This window comes from Bacillus sp. FJAT-27445, assembly GCF_001510665.1.
Taxonomy (GTDB): Bacteria; Bacillota; Bacilli; order Bacillales; family Cytobacillaceae; genus Bacillus_D.
Genome location: NZ_LMTI01000005.1, coordinates 1,339 through 1,669, shown reverse-complemented (window position 1 = coordinate 1,669; position 331 = coordinate 1,339). Strand labels below are relative to the sequence as shown.

At 49.5% G+C, this 331-nt stretch carries 3 tRNA genes; all 3 read right to left on the bottom strand.

Going from position 1 to position 331, the window contains the following annotated elements:
- Positions 1–75: 75 nt before the first annotated feature.
- The 3 genes from AR337_RS14620 to AR337_RS14610 all read right to left on the bottom strand — a co-directional run bounded on the left by AR337_RS14620 (position 76) and on the right by AR337_RS14610 (position 322).
- A tRNA-Trp gene (locus tag AR337_RS14620) sits at positions 76–149 on the bottom strand.
- A gap of 6 nt (positions 150–155) precedes the next feature.
- Positions 156–240: transfer RNA gene (locus AR337_RS14615), tRNA-Tyr, on the bottom strand.
- Between the two features lie 6 nt (positions 241–246).
- Positions 247–322: transfer RNA gene (locus AR337_RS14610), tRNA-Thr, on the bottom strand.
- Positions 323–331 lie beyond the last annotated feature (9 nt).

Sequence of the window (331 nt, the reverse complement as noted above, 5' to 3'; positions counted from 1 at the left end):
GAATCGAACCCACGAATGCCTGAACCACAATCAGGTGCGTTAACCACTTCGCCACAATCGCCATAAATATGAAATTGGCAGGGGTAGTAGGAATCGAACCCACACCAAAGGTTTTGGAGACCTTCGTTCTACCTTTAAACTATACCCCTGTAAAATGGTGGTGGGGGACGGATTCGAACCGCCGAACCCGGAGGGAGCGGATTTACAGTCCGCCGCGTTTAGCCACTTCGCTACCCCACCAAAAAATGGTGCCGGCTAGAGGACTTGAACCCCCAACCTACTGATTACAAGTCAGTTGCTCTACCAATTGAGCTAAACCGGCAAAATAAAT